Origin of the sequence: Sinorhizobium sp. CB7, from assembly GCF_041357635.1 — a bacterium.
Classification (GTDB): Bacteria; Pseudomonadota; Alphaproteobacteria; order Rhizobiales; family Rhizobiaceae; genus Rhizobium.
Genome location: NZ_JAULLL010000001.1, coordinates 724433 through 742638, shown reverse-complemented (window position 1 = coordinate 742638; position 18206 = coordinate 724433). Strand labels below are relative to the sequence as shown.

The following is an 18206-nucleotide window of genomic DNA, read 5'->3' as shown; positions in this document are numbered from 1 at the left end:
GCTCGAGCCGATCAATCTGACCAGCATCGTCGGTGTTGATCAGGAACTCGCCTGGCGACCATAGAGCAGCAGCATGCAGACGATCACTGCTCCATAGATGAGCTGGCGGCCCGCTTCCTCGATCTGCATGACAGAAAGAATGGATTGCAGCAGTGTGATCAGAATCACGCCGGCAACCGTTCCCAGGTAGGAGCCTTTGCCGCCGAGGACGTGCGTTCCGCCAAGCACGACCGCCGCGATCGAAGGCAGCAGATAGGCATCGCCCATCGATTGCGACGCCTTGGAGGCATAGCCGGCGAGCAACACGCCGCCGAGCGCGCTCAATCCACCGGAGATGACAAAGGCGATCATCGTCACGAGGCGCGTGTTGATGCCCGACATATAGGCCGCTCTTTCGCGGTTTCCGATGGCGTAGAGCGAACGACCGAACGTCGTTCGCGTCAGGACGAAGACGGCAGCCACGCCTATGACAAGCCAGACGAGGACGCCGTTCGGAATGCCTGGAATGGCATAACCCGTCGCAAGATATCGCATGGCCGGAGTTGCCGCATCCTGGGGCGAGAAGCCGCCCGTATAGACGACCATCAGTCCCTGCGCGACCGCGTTGGACGCGAGTGTGATGATCATCGAGGGGATGCGTAGATAGGCCACCGCAATGCCATTGACCAGCCCGATCATCGCGCCGCAGAAAATCCCGAAGGGAATGGCGAACAACGATCCTATCGGGCCATAGATGGTGGTGGCGCAGGCCATCATCGCCCCGGTGGTGACGACCCAGGGGACGGAGAGATCGATCTGTCCGAGCAGGATCACGGCCATCATGCCGGTGGCGATCACGCCAAGAAAGGATGCGACCTTCAATTGTTGCAGCAGATAATCGGGCGACAGGAAATTCGGCGAATAGAGCGATCCGCCGAAAAGCAGGAGCAGGATACAGCCGAAAGCGATCACGACGGCCGGATCGACGCCGCGCAATCTCGCAGGCACCAGGGACTGCGGCGTGAAGGATGCATCCCTGCTCATTGAAACCACTCCAATCTGTTGCGAACACGGGCAAGACCGATGCAGCCGATGCTGATGGCAAGCATCAGCACAACGCCCTGGAACAGCGGCTGCCAAAGCGGATCGAGGTCAAAAACGAACAGCAGGTCGCCGATCGTTCGGAATGCGAGCGCGCCGAATACGGCCCCGACTGCGCTTCCACGCCCGCCTGCCAGGGAAACGCCGCCAAGCACGACCGCGGCAATCGAAAAGAGCGTATAAGCATTGCCGCTGGCAAGCGCGGCTTCCCCCGTATAGGAGAAGAAGGTGAGATATAGCCCGCCGAAGGAGGAGAACAGACCTGACAGGGCGTAGGCCGCAAACTTGGCGCGCTTGATCGGCATTCCCGACATGTAGGCTGCGTTTTCCGCCGAGCCTGCCGCATAGGCGGCTCTGCCATACACCGACCGGCTGAACGGTATCCAGATCAGCAGGATGGTTGCCGCCAGCGTGACAAGGCTCATGGGCACGAGACCGAAGAGCTTCGAGGTGAAGACGTCTGCCAGTGTTTCGTTGACCGAGCCTCCCGGTGTCGGACGCAGCAGCAGGGCCAGACCGTAGAAGATCGCGCTTGTGGCAATGGTGGCGACGATCGGCTGAAGACGACCGAAGATAACGATCAGGCCGTTGAGCATGCCGCAGCCGAGGCCGGCAAGGAGCACGGCAATCACTCCAAGTCCGGTCTGAAGCGGTGTTCCTACAACAAGCCAGGAAGCAAGGCAGTTGCAAAGCACGAGGACCATGCCCGCTGAAAGATCAATCCCGGCGGTGATGACCACCAGTGCCTGGGCGATCGCGACAAAGGCGAGAAGAACCGCCTTGTTCGATGCGGTCTGGACGACGTTCGGGGTAAAGCCGGCGGGATGGTTTCCCACATAGATCAGGAACATCACCGCAAAGAGTGCCGCGGCAAAAAGCGTCCCCTTGTGCTGGACGTACCAGAACCGCCACTCGCGCGAAGAGCCGCTTGTCACGGGTTGACCCTCCGTTGCGCGGCGCTCTCCGAATCAATGTTGAGGGCGCCGGCGACCAGCTCGCGTTCGGTAATCTCCGCTCCCACCAGCTCGCGCCTGACGCGGCCGGCATACATGACGAGCACGCGATCACAGCAGCCGATCAGTTCGTCATAATCCGTGGAATAGAAGAGGATCGCAGCACCATTGTCAGCAAGCTTACGCAACAGCTGATAGATTTCCTGCTTGGTTCCGACATCAATGCCGCGTGTCGGGTCATTGAGCAGGATGATGCGTGGCTTGTTCATCAGCCATTTGGCGATGACCACTTTCTGTTGATTGCCGCCGGAAAGCGCGCTGGCGGCCATATCTGTGGTCGCCGCCTTGATGTCGAGCAGCTTAAGCAGCTCGTCGATCTGCCGCGTTTCCAAGGCGCGGTCGATCACTCCGCGGCGGGAGACGCGACCGAGCGCCGCCATGGACAGATTTTCCCTGACCGTCATCGACAGCATCAGCCCCTCGGTCTTCCTGTCCTCGGGAATGAGAGCCATTGCTATTCCGTCGGATTTTGCCTGCCGGGGGTTGTTCAGCGTGACGGTCTTGCCGTTGATCTTCACCTCGCCTTTCGTGTCGCGAAGGACGCCGAATAATGCCAGAAGAAGTTCACGCTGGCCCTGGCCGTCCAGGCCGCCGACCCCAACGATTTCGCCAGGCTGTATATCGAAGGTGATGTCGGACAACCGATCGCTCCATGACAACTTGCCGCACGACAGGACCGGTACTCCAGCCGTCTTCGGCATGGGCTTGGGCGGAAATACATTCTTGTATTCGCGCCCGATCATCAGCTCCACGACCTCCCGGTCCGTCTTCGTCCCAGCCGGATAAGATTCAATGCTTCGGCCGTTGCGAAAGACTGTACAGTCATCGGCCAGGGCGGCGATTTCATGCATGCGGTGTGAAATGTAGATCAGTGCCATGCCTTCGGAACGAAGCCGCTTGAGCACGCTGAAGACCTTCTCGACATCCGATTGGGTCAGCGCAGAGGTTGCCTCGTCGAGGATGAGGATCCGGGGCTTGCGCGCCAGAGCCTTGGCGATCTCGACCATCTGGCGGCGGGAGAGCGGCAGATCTTTGACGAGCGACCGCGGGTGAATGTCGGATGCGCCCGCACGCGCCAGAGCCTCCTGCGCGATTTGCCGTTGCCTCTGGCGGTCGATCATCCCGAAGCGCAGCGGCGGATTGCTGATGATGATGTTGTCGGCGACGGAAAGATCGGGAACAAGCGAAAGCTCCTGAAAGACGCAGACGATGCCCGCCATATTCGCAGCCGCCGGGCTCGCGAAGCTCACCTCCCTGCCATCGAGCAGCATCCGTCCCTCATCCGGCTGGACGACACCCGCCATGACCTTGATCAGCGTCGACTTGCCGGCGCCATTTTCGCCAAGAACGGCGTGAATGGCGCCCGTTCTGACCGCAAGGTCGGCATGGTTCAGCGCAAGAACGCCGCCATAGCGCTTCGATATGCCTTCCATGCAGAAGATCGGTTCCGACACGATCATGCGGCCAGCCTCCCAACCGGTCACAGTAAGACTCAGGCTGCGGGCGTGAACGCCCGCAGTCAAGCTTTTTGAGTGAGCCGCTTACTGGTTTTCCTTGCTCTGTCCCATGATTTCCTGGGCCGTGAAATTGATGCCGCAGGTCGGGAAAGAGTTACCGACAAAGAAGTTGTCCGATTGGTCCGGATAGTAATCCTGCCCTTCCTTGAAATTCGGGTCGGAGACAAGCGCGGTCGGCAGCTTCACCGATTGCGGAACGACCTGTCCTTCGAGGGCAGCGATGGCGGTCTTGATGGCGACCGCGACCTGCGCAGGCCCGGTGCCGGCGGACGAGCATTTCAACCCGTCGGCCGCATGGGCGGCGCAGAACTTCCGGAAGCCGTTTTCAGTCTCGCCGCCGAACGGCACGAACGGATGCTTGGCGTCGATCATCGCCTGCACGACGCCGGTATCGCCACCCTGCGCTGTGATGCCGTCGAAGGGACCATTGGTCGCGATCGCATCGGCCGTCGCCTTCTGCGCCGTGCCGTCATCCCACTTGCCGACGACTTCCGTCACATTGAATTTCTTGCCTGAAGCCGCGAATGTTTCATGGATGCCATTGTGCCGGTCGGTATCGACCGAGGTGCCGGCAACGCCACGCACTTCCAGGATCTTGCCGCCATCAGGCAGATGCTTAACGAGCCAGTCCGCCCAGATGACGCCGAGGCCCTTCTGATCGACGTTGACGTTGATCGCATCCTTCGTATCCAGGATATTGTCGAATGCGACGAGAATGACGCCGGCCTCCTTGGCGCGCTTGATCACAGGACCGAAGGCCGTCGGGTTCTGCGCGTTGACGACGATCGCGTCATAGCCGGCATCGATGAAATTGTTGATGGCCGAGATCTGGGCGGGGACATCCTCGCCGGTGGAAACGACCTTGAATTCCTTCAGCTTCGCCTTGACGTCAGGCTGCGCCACATAGGCCTTGGCCGTCTGTATCATCTGTATGCGCCAGGTATTGGCGATATAGCCGTTGGCGAGCGCGATGCGATAAGGCCCCTCCTTCTTCGGATACTTTAGGAATTGCGTATCCGCCGCCCATGGGGTCATGCACTGCGGATCGGTCGCCGGCCCCTGCACGATTTCAGGCTGCGCGTAAACCGAACCATAAAGCCCCACAAGCAACGGCGCCGAAAGGGCGGCGATCCGAGCCAGCCTTGCATTCTTCATCCTGCGCATGTGTTCCTCCTCCTGAGGCGAACAAAGCCGCCCGCCTTTCATCTTTTATGGATTTCTATCCGGAAGGTGCCTCCATCCCTGCCCTCGTTCCGGAACACATTAGAAATATCACATTTAGTAAGGCCGTCGATATAGCTGAAAGGGGGTCGGGCAAGCACGCTTCAGCACAGGCAGAGTCTCGTTACCCCGCCTCGACTGCAGTCTCGGAGAAGAGCCTTGCCGCCGCTTCGGCAGCCTTTGCTACACGTTTCGCACAGAGTTCGCCCGTCCGCTTGATGTCCCGGGCTTCGATAGCGGCGACGATCTCACCCAATTCGGCAAGCTTTTCGCCGGAGCGCCGGCCCTGGAAAACGGAGAGGCGGCGCAGGATCGTCACGCGATTGTTGAGCTGCTTGAAGAATTCCGCAGCGATTCGGTTGCCGCAATTCTCCAGTATGATCGAGAAGAATTCATTTTCCGCGATCAGCATGTTCTTGACCGGACCGGCGGCATACATCTGATCGAAATGAACGCGCAGGCGGGAGATCTGCTCATCGGTCGCGTTGCGGGCAAAGCCCTCGCCCACGAGCGTCTCCAAAGCCTGGCGAACTTCGTAGATTTCCCTTGCTTCTTCCTTGCCGATCTCGACGACGGTCCGGCCCCGTCGGGGCGTATTGACGATCAGCCCTTGGGCATCCAGGTGCTGCAGTGCTTCCCGCAGGACGGTGCGGCTGATCCGCAGTTCCTCGCAGAGTTCACGCTCGATAAGTTTCTGTCCCGGCTCCAAGGCACCGTACAAGATTGAATCGCGAAGGCCATCGATGACCTGCTGGCGGAGCGAAACTTCCCGAGGAATACTCAATCCCAGACTGGTCATGGGTCAATTCCTTATCGTTGTCGCTCTAGATCAATTTTCGGCATCCCGCTCTAAGCGATATATTCGCCTCCATATAACGTCAAGCGCGCAGAATTCGGATCTTATCCGATCCTCATGGATGGCAAAGGTCGCCTCCGCGCGCGAAGACCTCCGAACGAGTTCAGGGAGTTGGGCGTGATCAGTTACCCGAAGCTGCGACCAGAACCGGATCGGACCTGTAATCTTTCGGGAAAAGCTGCTTCAGGCTCTCAATCTTCGGCAGGTCGTTGATGACGATGTAGGGATAATCCGGATGGTTCGTCAGGAAATCCTGATGATAGCCTTCGGCCGCATAGAACTGGCGCGCGGGCTCGATCCTGGTGACGATCGCCGCATCGAAGACACGGGCCTGGTTGAGCTGGTCGATATAAGCCTTGGCGATGCGCGTCTGCTCGGCATTGACCGGGAAGATCGCCGAGCGGTACTGCGTGCCGACGTCGGGACCCTGTCGGTTGAGTTCCGTCGGATCATGGGCGACCGAGAAATATATCTGCAGCAGACGGCCATAGCTCACCTTTCTCGGATCAAAGACGACCCGGACGGATTCGGCGTGGCCGGTCGAGCCCGTGCCGACCATCTCGTAATAGGCGGTATCCTTGCCCCCGCCGGCATAGCCGGACGTGGCGCTGGTGACGCCTTTGACATGCTGGAACACGCCCTGCACGCCCCAGAAGCAGCCTCCGGCCAGTACCGCCGTTTCCGCACTCGCCGTTCCCGGCGCTTCATCCGTCGCAGGCGCCGGGATGGCGCGAGCTTCATCTGCTGATGAGGGCATGGAGCGAAACGCCACACCGCCAATCACCAAAGCCGCCGCTCCGAAAGCAGCTGCGCGCACGGGGCGACGCCAGATCCTGCTTGACTTGCCTGTCGATGCGCCATCCATGATGACCTCTCCTTTATCGAAGGTGAATGCATAAGCCCGGACACCGCCGGAACCGATCAGGCCGAAGCCGGATGAAAAACCAGGGCTAGGCCATTGATGCAATAGCGTAAACCGGTCGGCTTCGGTCCGTCATTGAAGACATGACCGAGATGACCGCCGCAGCGGCTGCAATGCACCGCAGTGCGCACCATGCCATGGGAGGTGTCGCGCGTCGTGCCGACGGCATTTTCGAGCGGCGCCCAGAAACTCGGCCAGCCCGTGCCGCTCTCGAACTTCGTCTTCGAAGAGAAGGCATCCTGGTCGCAGCCGGCGCAAGCGAAATTGCCCTCACGTTCCTCATGCAGCAGCGGACTGCTATTGGGATATTCGGTGCCGGCCTGGCGCAGCACCACATATTGATCGGCCGTGAGAAGCTTTCGCCATTCCTGATCGGTGTGCATGACCGGAAACGTCCCGGCCGCATTTGCAGCTTCGCTCTCAAATCCAAAACGGGCGGCAAGCGCTACGACGCTGCCAGCCACCAGCAACGATCGCCTCTTCAACATGGTTCAAACCTCCCCGTTTGACCGAGTCTGGTCTCTGCATGCAACTACGCGAGTATACGCGATTTTGTTACACACATGGCCGTGAACCACCAAAATGTGATAGGTGGAATGCTATCTTTGCGAAGATGTCGTGTCTCAGGACCCACTATGAGCCCGATCATCAGCGCGCGATAGCGTGAAGCCCGTCGGCATAAGGAACGGCGTGGGCTGTGGACGAAGAGGCATGCTTCCGATCCAAGCAGTATTGCCGGGGTGAACAGCCCATCTCCCGCTTGAACGCGGTGCTGAAAGCACTTTCGGACTCGTAGCCTAACGACAGGGAAATGGCCGAGATCGGATCGCTCGAGTTTACCAGCCTGTCCGCCGCCAGCAGCATGCGCCAGCGCGTGAGATAGTCCATTGGCGTTTGTCCGACCTTTGTCTTGAACTTCATGGCAAAAGCTGATCGTGACATTGAGGCGCGCTCCGCCAATTCCTGCAATGTCCAGCGATGGGCCGGATCGGCATGCATGGCGGAGATCGCCGCGCACATTTGATTGTCGGCAAGCGCGAAGAACCACCCGACCCGACTTTCCGCCTCTTCCGCCAGATGGAGCCTCAAGGCTTGAACCAACATCATATGGGCAAGATGCTGGGCGATCAGAAAACCGCCGGGTTGTGGCTCGCGCAATTCCTGCATCATTCGTTCCACCGACCAACGCAGCGCCGCCTGATCCGACTCTTTGCGGATGTGCACAATGGGCGGCAATGTCCGTAACAATGAACCGGCGTGTTGCCCGCTGACAGCGAAACGGCTGCCAACGAGAAAGAACTCCCCGCCGCCATTCACCGAAACGACACCGCCTGCCCGGGCAGGTGGAAAGATCATGCCCGCATCCACAGGCTTCACAGCCATGTCGCTCGCGAGACGAAAGGGACGCCCGCTCGGCAGCACAAAACAATCGCCACACTGCAACCGCACCGCATCGGGAACGTCTTCCACGGACAACCAGCAAGCGCCTGAGACCACGGCATAGCATTTGATGCGCTCGTGCTGGTCGGCGAACTGGATCGACCAGTCTCCGCCTGCATCGAAGCCGGACGATACATAGCTGCGCGGTTTCAATAATGAGAGCACATCAGAGAGCGGATCCATCGAAGGTCCTGGACGATCGCGAAAGTAATATAGACGTTAACGCATAGACCGTATTCAGGCAATCGCCTAACTTCCAACGATCAAGACTGCAGACGCAGCGATAAGCCTGGAAGGAACCGTCATGATGGTAAAGATGTTCGGCCGGAGCACCGCAACTGTTACGCTGATCGCTGTGGCACTGTCGGGCAGCACCGTGCTCGCCCACCACGGCGTTAGCGGCCAGTATGACACCAGCAAGCCGTTTCTGCTTGCGGGGGTGGTCACACGGACAAGCTTCTCGCCGCCGCATCCGGTCCTTTCAGTGCGCGTCGAAACAGCAGACCCTCCGTCTGTCGAAGTCGATCGTCCGGATGAGTTCAAAGGCCCAATCGTTGCGCGCCAGGAGGATGTCGATAAGACCCACGAGATTGAATTCTCTCCGGTCCAAGTGTTCTTCGATCTTGGCAACCGAGTGCGCGCTGGAGACCGCGTTGTAGTACTCGCACTCCGCAACTGCCTCCCGCCGCATCAACTGCGCAGATCATGGATTAAGCTCTCCAACGGCGACGTTGTCTCCTATACGGGCGGGCTGCATGGGAGGGTACACGGATGCAGTTGATGAACCTGCTGCTCTGGATCGAGCGCACATTTGCGGCCCGTTTTGTCACAGTGCTTGCAGGCCGGTAGATCACCTTCGCCCGAGACACGATCAGGGAAGCGGTCGATCCGCCGCTTGAGCCCGCTCCGGCCATTTGCCGCAAACATCTTCGCTTTGCTCCCCGGTGTTGGCCAAGCGGCCGACAGCCGGTGGAAGATCTCGGGGAGTCGTTCCGGAAAGGTATGGCTCACCCTCATCGCCGTCAGTGTTCAGAAAGGATTTTTGCCATGAGCACCACCGAAACCGCCAACGTTCATCGTCAAACACCGAAACAGTTCATCTTATTCACGCTTGTCGCTGCCGTCGTCGCATCTTTTGCCGCATGGGGGAGCGCTACTCTGGCGCTGGAGGTCTGGGTGATGTTTGCAGGATTTATCGCCTGGTTCACACGCCCGACATCGTTGCGCGAAAGCCTGTCCGCCATGGTCTGCCTGTGGCTGGGAATAGGTCTGGCGGCGATTTCGGAAATTGCGACGAGCGCCTTGATCCCGACCATCGGACGATTGGCGCTCCCGTTGGTCGTGTTCTTCGTCGCCATCCTCATCGTGGGCCTGCGAACGACCAGCATCGTCAACAATATGCTGACCTGGTTTCTCGGCATGGTCACATTTTTCGCGGCAGATTGGGAACTTTCCCCCGGGACATTCCTGCACTTCGGTGGTGCAACGGCGATCGGCGGCTTCGCCGGCTGGGCCTGCCAGGCCATCAATCGCCGCTGGGTCGAAGGCTGACCTAAAATCACGATCATCCGCACAATCGTGAATTCTTGACCGCAAAGAGCCGGTCCTCACACTAATTGGAGACAACCATGATCATCGTAACCGCGCCGACCAGTACAATCGGCAGTCAAGTGCTCGACACCCTTCTCAAGAGCGACGAAGCCGTTCGCGTGATCGTCCGTGATCCGTCGCGTCTTCCAACGCAAGTGCGCGAACGTGTCGAGATCGTCCGAGGGTCGCATGGCGATGCTGAGGTCGTCGATCAGGCGTTCAAAGGGGCCGATACCGTGTTCTGGCTGCTTCCGCCGGACCCGCAAGCAGAAAGCGTCGAGGCCGCCTATGTGGACTTTGCCCGGCCAGCCTGCGAGGCATTCAAAAGTCGAGGCATCAAGCGCGTGGTCGGCATCTCGGCGCTCGGCCGAGGCACGCGGCTCGCCGGACAGGCCGGCTACGTTACGGGGTCGCTGGCAATGGACGACCTGATCGCCGGCACCGGCGTGAGCTACCGGGCGCTGACCATGCCCTCGTTCATGGACAATATTCTCCGCCAGGCGGGCCTGATAAAGAGCCAAGGCATCTTCGTCTCGCCGATCTCCGGCGACCGCAGGATGCCGAGCTGCGCCACGCGTGATATCGCCGCCGTCGCCGCGCAACTTATGCTTGTCCCCTCCTGGAGCGGCAGCGGACATGTCGCGGTCCTTGGTCCGGAAGACCTGTCCTTCAATGAAATGGCAGAGATCATGTCGCAAGTACTGGGCAAACCGGTACGCTTTCACCGCATTTCCTTTGAGGCCTACAAGGCGCGGTTCGTCGATTTAGGCATGTCCGAGGCCATGGCGCAAGGCATGACCGATATGGCCTTCGCCAAGGACCAAGGCCTCGACAATGCCGAACCGCGTACGCCCGAGAACACGACCCCGACCAGCTTCCGGCAATGGTGTGAGGAGGCGCTGAAGCCAGCGGTCCTCGGGTGATTGCCGGCTGTAGGACTTGGCGCAGTTCGGTTGATCGCGCAAGAACACCAAATCAAAAATGGACTATAAATAACAATTCACTACAGCGATTCCTTCAGGATCGCTGAGAAGCGCGGATCGAAAGCGCTGCTGATCGGCTCCGCCGCGGCGCCAAGCGCGACCGACCAGGGATCCGTCATGCCGAGTTGCAGGCGTGGCAGCACGCGGTCCGGGCGCTCCGCGATCGACGGCAGAAGCGGCTGCATGGCGGTGATGAGGCGGCTCACCAGTGCCTCAGGCGCGCCGCCGCAAAGGATGACCGTCTGCGGATCGAAGATCGTTTCGATCAGATGTACGCTCCACCGCAGGTCTGAAGCGGCGGCCTCGATCCAGGCCAGAATTTTGGGATCGCCCGCCGAAGCGAATTGGCTCACCTTTGCATAGACCGTTGCGTCGGCCGGGTCGATGTCCAGATGCTGATAAAGGGAAGCGAGCGAAGCGCGGTGCTCGAGCGGCGTGCGCTCGCCGTCGGCCGTGCCAAGCAGCGCCATTCCGATTTCGCCGCCATTACCGTTCGCACCGCGATAAAGCTCGCCGTTCAGGATCAGGCCGGCACCAATACCATAGCCGAGATACAGGCAGACGGCGTGATCGAGGCCATGGGCGGCGCCGACCAGACGCTCGGCCGTTGCACTTGCCGCGGCATCGTTCTGCAGGCTGACCCTGAGGCCGGTGCCTGCAGTCAGTGTCTCGAGCAATGGAAACTGCTGCCAGGCCGCCATCATCCACGGATTGTCGCTGTCATCGATGCCGAACGGGCCGGGCATTGCGGCGCCGAGGCCGACGAGCCGCTTTTCCGCGTGCACGGCAACAGCGGCAAGGCGGCTGCGGACATCTGCGATCAGGTCGAGGATGACCTCCGTTCCCTTGGAGGGACCGCCTGCCGGCAGGTTCGCTTCGGCCCGTGCCAGAACGCTGCCGACGAGATCTACCGCGATCGCCCGCGTCACGTGACGGTCGATCTGCAGACCAATTGCGAATGCACCTTCCGGGACAAGGCAGTAGGGGGTGGAAGGCTGACCCCTGCCCTTTTTCACCGCCTCCTGACGGACCACGAGACCATCGCCTTCCAATTCTTCGATAATGTTCGAGACGGTCTGCTTCGTGAGCCTCGTCGCCCGGGCAAGATCGGCACGCGATAGCGCCCCGTTGATCCTGAGTGCATCCATCATCACGCGCCGGTTATGGGCGCTCGTGCCTTCCTGATTGGTGCCGCTCTTTGCCCGGATGGGGCGGACATCGCTCATGTGCAATTCCCCCTTGACTTCAATAGAATGTTGAACAAAAAATTAGTCAAGCCAATTGACTTAATAAGAAACCAGAGAGTTTCGGGGAACGCGGGCGACCACGCATAATGGCCGCGACAACGCTCCAAGACAGACTCGGCTCCCGCTTTTTTCGGGCGCCTTCGAATTGCCGATGGCGGCGCATCGCGCCGGCATCGCAAGCGCGCAATGTCAAAAAACTGGAGGCTGGAATGTTGAAATCCTTAAGCAAGACGCTGCTCGGTGCAGCGCTCGTTGGCGCGTCCATTGTCCCGCATGCATTCGCGGAGACGACGCTGAATGCGCTTTTCATGGCGCAGGCCGCCTATAGCGAAGCCGATGTCCGCTCCATGACGGACGCCTTCACCAAGGCGAACCCCGATATCAAGATCAATCTCGAATTCGTTCCCTATGAGGGCCTGCACGATAAGACGGTGCTGGCGCAGGGCTCGGGCGGTGGTTACGACGTCGTGCTCTTCGACGTCATCTGGCCGGCCGAATACGCAACCAACAACGTTCTCATCGATGTCACTTCCCGCATCACCGATGAGATGAAGAAGGGGGTTCTGCCGGGCGCCTGGACGACCGTTCAGTATGACGGCAAATATTACGGCATGCCCTGGATCCTCGATACCAAGTACCTGTTCTACAACAAGGAGATCCTGGAAAAGGCCGGCATCAAGAACCCGCCAAAGACCTGGGACGAGCTGAGCGAACAGGCAAAGATGATCAAGGACAAGGGGCTGCTCGCCACACCGATCGCCTGGAGCTGGTCGCAAGCCGAGGCCGCCATCTGCGATTACACGACGCTCGTCAGCGCCTATGGCGGCGACTTCCTGAAGGACGGAAAGCCTGATTTCCAGAATGGTGGCGGTCTCGACGCGCTGAAATACATGGTCTCCAGCTACGCGTCCGGAGTGACGAATCCGAATTCCAAGGAATTCCTCGAAGAGGATGTTCGAAAGGTCTTCCAGAATGGCGATGCAGCCTTCGCGCTGAACTGGACCTACATGTACAACATGGCCAACGATCCGAAGGACAGCAAGGTTGCGGGCAAAGTGGGTGTCGTTCCCGCCCCGGGCGTTTCCGGCAAGAGCGAAGTGTCAGCCGTCAACGGCTCGATGGGTCTCGGCATTACTTCGGCCAGCAAGCATCCGGAGGAAGCCTGGAAATATATTGCCTTCATGACCTCGCAGCCGACGCAGAACCAGTTCGCCAAGCTGAGCCTGCCGATCTGGGCTTCATCCTATGAGGATCCCGCCGTCACCAAGGGTCAGGAAGAGCTGATCGCGGCCGCCAAGCAGGGTCTCGCTGCCATGTATCCGCGCCCGACGACGCCGAAATATCAGGAACTGTCGACCGCGCTGCAGCAGGCAATCCAGGAATCCCTGCTCGGCCAGTCCACTCCCGAAGACGCGCTGAAATCGGCTGCGGAAAACAGCGGCCTCTGACGGAGCGATTTTCCAGGCGGCATCCTTGCCGCCTGGTCCTCATATCCATTCCAATGATCGAGAAGGCCGCCGATGTCCGGCACCTGGATGACAACCCGCGCCTGGCTTCTGATGCTGCCGCTCCTCGTGGTCATGATTGCCGTCATCGGCTGGCCGCTGGTCGACACCGTCGGTCTTTCCTTCACCGACGCGAAGCTCGTTGGCACGGCGGGGAATTTCGTCGGTATCGATAATTACGTGAAGATGATTTCCGGCTCGAACTTCCAGCGTACGCTTGTCACGACCACCTGGTTTGCCGTCATCTCGGTTGCTGCTGAAATGGTGCTTGGCGTTCTGGCCGCCCTGCTCCTCAACCAGGAATTTCGCGGACGCACCGTGCTTCGGGCGCTGATGATCCTGCCCTGGGCGCTTCCGACAGTGGTCAATGCCACGCTCTGGCGACTGATCTACAATCCGGAATATGGCGCGTTGAACGCGGCACTGACGCAGATCGGCCTCATCGAGGCCTACCGCTCCTGGCTCGGAGAACCGGGAACGGCGCTAGCAGCGCTGATCATTGCCGACTGCTGGAAGAATTTTCCGCTCGTGGCACTGATCGCGCTCGCCGCATTGCAGGCCGTTCCTCGCGAGATCACCGCGGCCTCGCTGGTCGACGGCGCCGGTCCCCTCGCCCGCTTCCGCTTCGTCATCCTTCCCTATCTCGCCGGGCCTCTCATGGTGGCGCTCGTGCTTCGCACGATAGAGGCCTTCAAGGTTTTCGACATCATCTGGGTGATGACGCGGGGCGGGCCGGCAAACAGCACCCGCACACTGTCGATCCTCGTCTATCAGGAAGCCTTTTCGTTCCAGCGCGCCGGTTCCGGCGCATCGCTGGCGCTGATCGTGACGCTGCTCGTCACGGTGCTTGCGGTCGCCTATGCTGGGCTTGTGCGAAAGGCCGCTGGGAGTGCCGCCTGATGGAGCGCAAAAGCCTGATCTTCACGATCTTCGTCCATACGGCAGCTCTGCTTCTCGCCGCAGTCATTCTGGCGCCGTTGCTTTGGCTCTTCGTAATGAGCATTTCGCCGGCTGCCGACCTTGCCGCCAAGCCTCTGCACTGGTGGCCGCAATCGGCCGATTTCTCACGCTATCGGATGCTGCTTTCCACCATTGAAAACAGCGCGGGTGCGGCCTTCACCGCTTCGCTGCGCAACAGCATCGAGGTTGCCGGCATGGCGACGATCGCAGCGATTGCGCTCGCCATACCGGCCGGCTGGGCGGTCTCGCGCACGCCCTCGGTCGGCTGGTCGCTTTCCATGGTTATCGCCACCTACATGCTGCCGCCGGTGGCGCTTGCCGTGCCGCTCTATATGGACCTTTCGCATTTCGGCATGCTCAACAATGTCTTCGGCCTGGCGCTCGTCTACCTGACGATCCTTGCGCCCTTCACCACCTGGCTGATGAAATCCGGCTTCGATTCCATTCCCCACGAGATCGAACGCGCGGCAATGATCGATGGCGCAGGCCTTTTCCAGACGCTGAGGATCATCATATTGCCGCTGGCGGCACCGATCGTGACCACATCGGCGCTATTCGCCTTCCTGCTTGCCTGGGACGAATTCTTCTATGCGTTGCTGTTCACGTCCGACCAGCGCGCCAAGACACTCACGGTCGCCATCGCCGATCTCGCCGGCGGCCGCGTTTCCGATTACGGACTGATCGCCACCGCCGGTGTGCTTGCCGCCCTGCCACCGGTGCTGATCGGTCTCCTCATGCAGCGCGCCCTGATCTCGGGGCTCACCAGCGGCGGCGTCAAGGGATGATCATGACCGGAGAGAAAACCCGCCCGGCCGGGCTTGCCGCAATCGACCGCGAAATGGCGCGCCAGCATGCCGATGCCATCGCGTCCATTCAGGGGGCAGCCGAAATGGCGGCAAGGGCAGCGGCCTCGCTGGAGAGAACCGGCCAGCTGCTGCTGCTCGGCATGGGCGGCTCGCACGCCGTCAACCGTGCGGTGGAACCGATTTATCGTGGCCTCGGTATCGACGCCATAGCAATCCCCCTTTCCGAACAGCTCGGCCAACCGCTTCCCATCGAAGATCGAACGATCATCATGACCTCGCAGTCCGGTGAAAGCGCGGAGGTCCTGCGCTGGTTCGACGAGACAGGAGGAACGCCCGACACCTTCGGCCTGACGCTCGAAGGGACATCCTTCCTTGCGAGAACCGCGCCTTCGCTCGTGGGCGCCGGCGGTACGGAACTCGCCTTTGCCGCCACGCGCAGCCTGACGGTGAGCTTTGCTCTTCACCTCGCCGTTCTGGCCGCTGCCGGTGAAGATCCTGCGGCCGCCCTTGTTGCCCTGAATGCCCCAGAAGAGCCGGCGATCGAAGCAGCACTTGCTGCACTAAAAGGCGTTACCACCGTCGTCACCTCCGGCCGCCGCCTGCAGGGTGTCGCGGAAGCGCTGGCGCTGGGGCTCACCGAACTTTCACGCCGGCCCTGCTTTTCGCTCGAAGGCGGCCAGTTGCGTCATGGGCCGATGGAAATGCTGGGGCCTGAGATCGGCGTCGTCCTCTTTCGCGGAAAGGATCCGACTGCCGGCCTTATGACCGCAATGGCGGTTTCGGCAGTTGAGACCGGTGCCCCTGTCATCGTCTTCGATTCCTCGGGTGAGGAGCCGGTCGCCGGGACGGTCATGATCCGTTTCAAATCCGCAACGGGGATGGCAGCGATCTTCGCGATGCTTCCGGTTGCCCAACGGCTGATGATCGCCTTTGCCGATGCCCGGGTCGACAACGCCGGTACGCCGCTGCGCTCCACCAAGATTACGCGGAGCGAGTGAATGCGGCCTCTTGCAGTCATCGGCAATGTCAATGTCGATCTGATCCTCGGGCCGGCAGAACCATGGCCGAAGGCGGGCACGGAGATCATTGTCGATCACGACGAATTGCGCGTCGGCGGATCTGCCGGAAACAGCGCCCTTGTCTGGATGGCGTTCGGCATCAATTTTGAGATCGCCGCCAATGTCGGCGACGATCAGTTCGGACGGTGGCTGCACGAGGCCTTCGGTAGCCGTGCGGACAAGTGGCCGGTCTCTTCGGAAGGCACGACGCTCTCGGTCGGCATTACACATCCGGACGGAGAACGCACCTTCTTCACGACGCGCGGGCATCTGCCTCGCCTTAGTCTTGCCGACGTACTGTCCGTCCTCAACGGAAAGAGACTTTCGGGCGGCTATGCCCTGCTTTGCGGATCTTTCCTGACGGACGATCTGACGCGAGATTACGGCGCCTTTTTCAATTGGGCAGAGGCGCATGGCATAGCCATCGCGCTTGACACCGGCTGGCCGCTCGATGGCTGGACCGATGCAAACCGCGATGCGGCGCGGAGCTGGCTTTCCCGCTGCCGCTGCGCGCTGCTGAACGAGGTCGAGGCAACGACATTGGCCGGGCTCGAAAGCCCCTTCGATGCAGCCCATGAAATCAAATCTCTGATGCCGGAAGGAGCCATCGTCGTCGTCAAGCGCGGACCGGACGGCGCGATTGCGATCGGCGCCGACGGCGCTCTCGTCTCGGCCGCCGCGCCCCCCGTCAAAGTGGTCGATACGATCGGCGCCGGCGATGTCTTCAATGCCGCTTTCCTCGCCGCACTTGCCGAGGACCAGCCGCTCCCCGCCTGCCTTGCAGCCGGAACGCGGATAGCCTCGCATGCAATTTCGACCCTCCCCCGCAGCTATGACGGACCGTCATCTTCCGAGGAGGTCCTGCCATGAGCACGCTGGAAATCCAGAATGTCCGAAAGACATACGGCGCGCTCGAAACCCTCAAGGGCATCGACATCGCGCTCGAAAGCGGCGAGTTTCTGGTGCTGCTCGGTCCCTCAGGCTGCGGCAAATCCACCCTTCTCAATATCATTGCCGGCCTTGCCGAGGCCACCAGCGGCGATGTCAGGATCGGCGGACGCTCGGTTCTGGGCGTCCATCCGAAGGATCGCGACATCGCCATGGTGTTTCAGTCCTATGCGCTCTATCCGAACCTGACAGTTCACCGCAACATCGGCTTCGGCCTGGAAATGCGCAAGATCCCAGTGGATGTGCGCAATCGGGCCGTGCGAGAGGCCGCCAGGTTGCTGCAGATCGAAAACCTGCTCGACCGCAAGCCGAGCCAGCTTTCCGGCGGACAGCGCCAGCGCGTGGCGATCGGGCGGGCTCTGGTACGAAAGCCCGAAGTCTTCCTCTTCGACGAACCGCTTTCCAATCTCGATGCGAAGCTGCGCATGGAGATGCGAACCGAGCTCAAGCGCCTGCATCAGATGCTGAAGACGACCGTCGTCTATGTCACCCATGACCAGATCGAGGCGATGACGCTGGCGACCCGGATCGCCGTCATGCGCGACGGCCGGATCGAACAGCTCGGCACGCCGGAGGAGATCTACAATCATCCCGCAACGCTATATGTCGCGACCTTTGTCGGTGCGCCGCCCATGAACCTGCTTGACGTTGCCGTCGTTGGAGACGGCCTGGAAATCGCCGGCACGAACCGCGTGCTGCCCATTCCCGCCCGCTTCCAAGGAAAGCTGCGCGCGGGCCAGCGCCTCGTTCTGGGCATCCGCCCCGAGGCGCTCAGGCTCGATGACGGCAGAGGTCCATCGATCGCGGCAAAGTCCGAGGTCGCCGAACTGACAGGCCCCGAACTGGTTGTCACGGCAATCGCCGGTCAGCAGCGTTTGATGGCCTGCCTCCCGCCGCGAACGCGATTGGCCGATGGCGAGATGCTGGCACTGTCCTTCGACGAAGAGACGATTCATCTGTTCGACCCGGAGATCGGCCTCAGCTGCAGCCGCTAGCGGGATGCCGAAAAGTGCGTGCGGTTTTCGGGCGACATCCCGCTAACTTTTTGATGTAGAGCCGG

At 60.6% G+C, this 18206-nt stretch carries 18 protein-coding genes; 9 read left to right on the top strand and 9 right to left on the bottom strand.

Translation table 11 applies throughout. The annotated features are described in order from the left end of the window. Nucleotides 1-39: 39 nt before the first annotated feature. From AAE029_RS03420 to AAE029_RS03385, 8 genes are all read right to left on the bottom strand, one after another. The gene (locus tag AAE029_RS03420; RefSeq protein ID WP_371071379.1) at nt 40-1023 is read right to left on the bottom strand and encodes an ABC transporter permease; all 984 of its coding nucleotides are present in this window, start codon (nt 1021-1023) and stop codon (nt 40-42) included. After that, the gene (locus tag AAE029_RS03415; protein ID WP_371071378.1) at nt 1020-2015 is read right to left on the bottom strand and encodes an ABC transporter permease; all 996 of its coding nucleotides are present in this window, start codon (nt 2013-2015) and stop codon (nt 1020-1022) included. The genes AAE029_RS03420 and AAE029_RS03415 overlap by 4 nt, the downstream gene beginning before the upstream one ends. Then, nucleotides 2012-3553, bottom strand: a complete 1542-nt coding sequence (locus AAE029_RS03410) for a sugar ABC transporter ATP-binding protein (RefSeq protein ID WP_371071377.1) — start codon at nt 3551-3553, stop codon at nt 2012-2014. The genes AAE029_RS03415 and AAE029_RS03410 overlap by 4 nt, the downstream gene beginning before the upstream one ends. A gap of 81 nt (nt 3554-3634) precedes the next feature. Beyond that, nucleotides 3635-4774, bottom strand: a complete 1140-nt coding sequence (locus AAE029_RS03405) for a sugar ABC transporter substrate-binding protein (protein ID WP_371071376.1) — start codon at nt 4772-4774, stop codon at nt 3635-3637. 181 nt (nt 4775-4955) lie between these two features. Further along, entirely contained in the window at nt 4956-5630 is a 675-nt protein-coding gene (locus tag AAE029_RS03400) for a GntR family transcriptional regulator (protein ID WP_371071375.1), read from the bottom strand. A 178-nt stretch (nt 5631-5808) separates the two neighbouring features. After that, a complete protein-coding gene (msrA, locus tag AAE029_RS03395; protein ID WP_371071374.1) occupies nt 5809-6552 on the bottom strand; it encodes a peptide-methionine (S)-S-oxide reductase MsrA in 744 nt (247 codons plus the stop codon). A 56-nt stretch (nt 6553-6608) separates the two neighbouring features. Continuing rightward, on the bottom strand, nt 6609-7097 hold the full coding sequence (gene msrB / locus AAE029_RS03390; RefSeq protein WP_371071373.1) for a peptide-methionine (R)-S-oxide reductase MsrB: 489 nt from the start codon (nt 7095-7097) through the stop codon (nt 6609-6611). 160 nt (nt 7098-7257) lie between these two features. Continuing rightward, nucleotides 7258-8232: an AraC family transcriptional regulator gene (locus AAE029_RS03385; protein ID WP_371071372.1), complete on the bottom strand. Its 975-nt coding sequence runs from the start codon at nt 8230-8232 to the stop codon at nt 7258-7260. 121 nt (nt 8233-8353) lie between these two features. Here AAE029_RS03385 and AAE029_RS03380 point away from each other — a divergent pair, with 121 nt between their 5' ends. From AAE029_RS03380 to AAE029_RS03370, 3 genes are all read left to right on the top strand, one after another. Further along, nucleotides 8354-8830 (top strand): hypothetical protein, encoded by a 477-nt coding sequence (locus AAE029_RS03380; protein ID WP_371071371.1) that lies wholly within the window; start codon nt 8354-8356, stop codon nt 8828-8830. A gap of 266 nt (nt 8831-9096) precedes the next feature. Next, the gene (locus AAE029_RS03375) at nt 9097-9600 is read left to right on the top strand and encodes a DUF1097 domain-containing protein (protein WP_371071370.1); all 504 of its coding nucleotides are present in this window, start codon (nt 9097-9099) and stop codon (nt 9598-9600) included. A 77-nt stretch (nt 9601-9677) separates the two neighbouring features. Further along, nucleotides 9678-10562, top strand: coding sequence for an NAD(P)H-binding protein (locus tag AAE029_RS03370; protein WP_371071369.1), 885 nt, complete (start codon nt 9678-9680; stop codon nt 10560-10562). 80 nt (nt 10563-10642) lie between these two features. On the opposite strand, the gene AAE029_RS03365 is transcribed toward AAE029_RS03370, so the two are convergent. Then, on the bottom strand, nt 10643-11848 hold the full coding sequence (locus AAE029_RS03365) for an ROK family transcriptional regulator (protein ID WP_371071368.1): 1206 nt from the start codon (nt 11846-11848) through the stop codon (nt 10643-10645). A 230-nt stretch (nt 11849-12078) separates the two neighbouring features. On the opposite strand from AAE029_RS03365, the gene AAE029_RS03360 reads away from it, so the two are divergent. From AAE029_RS03360 to AAE029_RS03335, 6 genes are all read left to right on the top strand, one after another. Further along, on the top strand, nt 12079-13317 hold the full coding sequence (locus tag AAE029_RS03360) for an extracellular solute-binding protein (protein WP_371071367.1): 1239 nt from the start codon (nt 12079-12081) through the stop codon (nt 13315-13317). A gap of 72 nt (nt 13318-13389) precedes the next feature. Continuing rightward, complete coding sequence (locus AAE029_RS03355; protein WP_371071366.1) at nt 13390-14274, top strand: carbohydrate ABC transporter permease; 885 nt, start codon at nt 13390-13392, stop codon at nt 14272-14274. Beyond that, entirely contained in the window at nt 14274-15119 is an 846-nt protein-coding gene (locus AAE029_RS03350; protein WP_371071365.1) for a carbohydrate ABC transporter permease, read from the top strand. The genes AAE029_RS03355 and AAE029_RS03350 overlap by 1 nt, the downstream gene beginning before the upstream one ends. Then, the gene (locus tag AAE029_RS03345) at nt 15116-16138 is read left to right on the top strand and encodes an SIS domain-containing protein (RefSeq protein WP_371071364.1); all 1023 of its coding nucleotides are present in this window, start codon (nt 15116-15118) and stop codon (nt 16136-16138) included. The genes AAE029_RS03350 and AAE029_RS03345 overlap by 4 nt, the downstream gene beginning before the upstream one ends. After that, entirely contained in the window at nt 16139-17068 is a 930-nt protein-coding gene (locus AAE029_RS03340) for a PfkB family carbohydrate kinase (RefSeq protein ID WP_371071363.1), read from the top strand. Beyond that, nucleotides 17065-18141: an ABC transporter ATP-binding protein gene (locus AAE029_RS03335; RefSeq protein WP_371071362.1), complete on the top strand. Its 1077-nt coding sequence runs from the start codon at nt 17065-17067 to the stop codon at nt 18139-18141. The genes AAE029_RS03340 and AAE029_RS03335 overlap by 4 nt, the downstream gene beginning before the upstream one ends. The last annotated feature ends 65 nt before the right edge of the window (nt 18142-18206 follow it).